Source organism: Flavobacterium sp. (assembly GCF_031363805.1).
Classification (GTDB): domain Bacteria; phylum Bacteroidota; class Bacteroidia; order Flavobacteriales; family Flavobacteriaceae; genus Flavobacterium.
In genome coordinates this window covers 1-3,978 of record NZ_JANLVD010000229.1, presented here as the reverse complement: position 1 = coordinate 3,978, position 3,978 = coordinate 1, and the positions used below count along the sequence as shown (strand labels likewise).

Annotated in this window: 4 protein-coding genes; 1 reads left to right on the top strand and 3 read right to left on the bottom strand. The window is 33.1% G+C overall.

Annotated elements, in window-relative coordinates; translation table 11 throughout:
- A partial coding sequence (locus RMN92_RS11995; RefSeq protein ID WP_309609677.1) for a penicillin-binding transpeptidase domain-containing protein occupies positions 1-1,525 on the top strand: 1,525 nt, incomplete at its 5' end.
- A 5-nt stretch (positions 1,526-1,530) separates the two neighbouring features.
- Here RMN92_RS11995 and RMN92_RS11990 read toward each other — a convergent pair.
- From RMN92_RS11990 to RMN92_RS11980, 3 genes are all read right to left on the bottom strand, one after another.
- Complete coding sequence (locus tag RMN92_RS11990; protein ID WP_309609676.1) at positions 1,531-2,751, bottom strand: type II toxin-antitoxin system HipA family toxin; 1,221 nt, start codon at positions 2,749-2,751, stop codon at positions 1,531-1,533.
- Between the two features lie 11 nt (positions 2,752-2,762).
- Positions 2,763-3,041: a helix-turn-helix transcriptional regulator gene (locus RMN92_RS11985; protein WP_309609675.1), complete on the bottom strand. Its 279-nt coding sequence runs from the start codon at positions 3,039-3,041 to the stop codon at positions 2,763-2,765.
- A 282-nt stretch (positions 3,042-3,323) separates the two neighbouring features.
- Positions 3,324-3,978: ribonuclease E/G (locus tag RMN92_RS11980; RefSeq protein WP_309609674.1), on the bottom strand; the 655-nt coding region annotated here is incomplete at its 5' end.

Below are 3,978 nucleotides of genomic sequence, written 5' to 3'. Positions count from 1 at the left end.
GTTGCATAATCGAGTGAATCAGATTGCGAAGTATTATTACAATCAATACAAACAAAATGAAGTCAATAATTTGGCGATTATTGTTATTGATGTAAAAACCAGAAATATTATGAGTTATGTAGGCAACTCGCCAACAGATTTGAACCATCAAAAAGATGTTGACATTATTGATGCTCCACGAAGTACCGGAAGTATTCTAAAACCATTATTATACGCAGCAATGTTGGACGAAGGCGAATTGTTGCCCAATACTTTAATTGCAGATATTCCCACACAAATTTCAGGATATACACCACAAAATTTCAATTTAACTTTTGATGGAGCCGTTCCTGCGCATCGTGCTTTGGCTCGTTCATTGAATATTCCGTCGGTATTAATGTTGCAAGATTATGGAGTGAATAAATTTTATGAGGAGTTACAAAAATTCAAATTGCGAGATGTTTCAAAATCTCCAGATCATTATGGATTGTCCTTAATTCTGGGTGGTGCCGAAAGCAATTTGTGGGATTTGTGCAGAACCTATGCTGGAATGTCATCAACGGTCAATTATTTTAATGAGAATAATGGAAAATATCGAACCCAAGAATTTGTGGAGCTTAATTATGATTATAATTTTACTCCAGATTTTGGATTAGATAGCAAACAAAAAACAATTTTGGGTGCTGGTGCAATTTGGCAAACTTACAATGCTATGGAACAAGTAAATCGTCCTGAAGGCGATGAAGCTTGGAAATTTTATGACAGTTCCCTCAAAATTGCTTGGAAAACTGGAACCAGTTTTGGAAATCGTGATGCTTGGGCAATTGGTACCAATTCTAGATATGTAGTAGGTGTTTGGGTTGGAAACGCTTCTGGAGAAGGTCGACCAACTTTAACAGGCGTGACTAGCGCTGCTCCTATTTTGTTTGATGTTTTTAATTTGTTACCAAGACAAAAATGGTTTGCGACACCATTTAAAGATTTAAGTGAAGTTGAAGTGTGCAAATTGAGCGGACATTTGGCGCAAGAGGATTGTCCAAAAATCAAACAATTGATTTGTCTAAAAGGAAAAACAACTAGTATTTGTCCGTATCATAAAACGGTTAATTTAGATATTTCAGGGAAATTTAGAGTGAACAGCAGTTGTGATAATATTGAAAATATAATCACTAAAAAATGGTTTGTATTGCCACCCGTAATGGAATGGTATTACAAAAGCCAACATATAGAATACTTATCATTGCCTCCATTTAAAGAAAATTGTACAGGAACAATCACGGCATCAATGGATTTTATTTATCCGAAAACCAATAATAAAATTTATTTGACCAAAAATTTTAATAGCGAAATACAACCAGTCATTTTAAAAATAGCGCATTCCAATCGGGAAACCGAAGTTTTTTGGTATGTTGATAATGTGTATAAAGGTTCAACCAAAACTTTTCACGAAATGCCGATTTTACCGACCGAAGGTTTTCATTATATTACGGTAGTGGATGAAAGTGGATATGAAATTAGGAAGAAAATTGAGATTTTGAGGGAGTAGTTTTCTTAAATCAACTTTAAATTATTTTTTATCAGTTTTATTGACCCATTTGTTACGCCTATATTTTTGGCAAGGTTTTCAAATTGATCCACAGATTCTTGAACGGCTTCAAAAACTTGGTTCGGATTTTTTACGCCAAAATGTTTTGCTAACTTATGTAAATCATTCAAACTTGGGTTTTTACTTTCGCCAGCAATTGTTGTGCTATGTAAACCGTATGATGATTGTGAAAATGTTAAATCGTAGGCTGGTGCAAATTTCCAATCTCCATTTTCATTCATTAAAAATGAAAAATTCTTGCTATGATCGTCTCTATTATGGGCAAGAACATTAAATGTAGCGAGTTTTAAAATTTTTTCATAACTAGAAAATTGTTTTTCTAGTTTGAATGCACAGTCCATAATATGTCCATAATCTAAAGTACTCATTCTAAAATTATCATGAAGCAATCCAGCTACTGAATGTAAGTGAAGTTTCTGGTTGCCAATTCTATCAAAACGTTTGCTTCCAAAAAAATAATTTCCTTTTTTGCTTTTAAACAATTTACATTCGTTAATCTCAACACCTGCATTTTTTGCCATCATATTATAGGTATATTCTACCATGGCAATATCTGACAAATCTGTAGCAGATGAAAATTTGATTATCCAATGTTCAAAACCATCAGGCAGTTTCGATTTGTTTGGTATCATTTCTTCTGTAATTGGATTGTAACCCACGAGAATTTTTGGCCTGGCTCCACCAGATGAGCCAGCAAGTAAGTAAAGTTCGTCTATTATATCGTCAAACGATCCTTTTAGAACCGACTCGACTTCGTCTGAAATTTGATCTAAATCGACCTTAAATGTTTTTGAAGAATTATTTTCATATTCTGGTTCATAGGAAATAGCACCCATACTATTGTTATCTATAAAAGTAAGTCTATCTAGCGCATTTATTTGAACTTGTGGAATTCCTAATGATAATAATTTTCTATCTAACAACAATTTTCCCCAACCATCTGGTAGTGAATCTGAAAAAACTCCAAAAAGACCATCAAAATGTGTTTCTTTTGGGACAAGAATTTCATTTGATAGTTTCAATTTGAATGGTGAAATTTCTATTCCCTTTGCAACAAAATTGGAATCATACTTAAAGTAAATTTTGTTTTGGTTCTCTATCATTTCCCCAATTTTTATTTTAGCATTATTTAGATTCAAATAAGCAATGATTTTTTTTGTAGTCATATTGCTGATACTTATTTGTTAAACAATTTTTCTATTTCTTTAAGATTTTCTTGGGGTTTAAAAACCGAATCAAAATCATTTAATCTTTCGAAAAGATGTGCTAATTTTAGTAATGATTCTAATGAAATTTGACCTGTTTGCTCAAATCGTTTAATACTTCCAAGTGAAACTCCTGATTTATTAGCCAATTGAGTTTGTGAAATTTTCTTATTTTTTCTAATATCACGGAATTTGCTAGCCAGTTCTTGTTGAATTTCCGTTGGAACTTTATCTATATTATAAAATGTCATTTTGGTATATATATTAGCCAAATATACTAAATTAATATTAAAATGGCTAAAATATTAGCCATTATTTTAATTGTTGCTAATCTAGCCCAGATAGTAGTGTAAAGCTTTTTGAGGTTGAAAACTAATTTTTGCCTAACAAAAAAAGTGACCAAAGGAAGCTCTTTTTTGGTTTTGCAAAAATAGTTTGAAACAAAAAAACTTGCAACGGAAAGCTGGAAATGGCTTCAAAAAAACAAAAAAACCATAAAAAAACCGCCAATCTGTTTGAAAGGCGGTTTTTAATTATTGCTTAATTTCTTTTCCTTGTATGTCATTGAAATGATATTCAAGGTACGTGTAGGCATCACGTGGAATTATTTTTACCCATTTTTTATGTTCAAAATACCATTTTGAACGTATGGATGGGAAACCTTTGGTAAGGTAAGCAGCTATAAATGGATGAACGTTGAGGATCACTTTTTTATGCAACTTTATAATGCTGTCTAAATCGGAAGCAATTCTGTCAATGATTAAAATAGGCGCTTCTATATCGCTATTTTCATTGTTTGGATTTCCTTCTCGTGTTTCTATATTGACTTCTGGGCGCACTCTTTGTCTGGTAATTTGTACCAATCCAAATTTGCTTGGAGGCAATATTTTGTGTTTTGCTTTGTCGTCGCTCATTTCTTCGCGCAAGAATTCGTAAAGCACTTTTCGATTGTCTGGATTTGACATATCGATAAAATCTATAACGATAATGCCGCCCATATCTCGCAACCTTAATTGTCTGGCTACTTCGCCAGCTGCAATCATGTTTACTTCGAGTGCGGTATCTTCTTGATTGGTTGCTTTGTTGGATCGATTGCCGCTGTTTACATCGATAACATGCATGGCTTCGGTGTGTTCTATAATTAAATAGGCGCCTTTGCTCATGGATACGCTTTTGCCAAACGAGGTT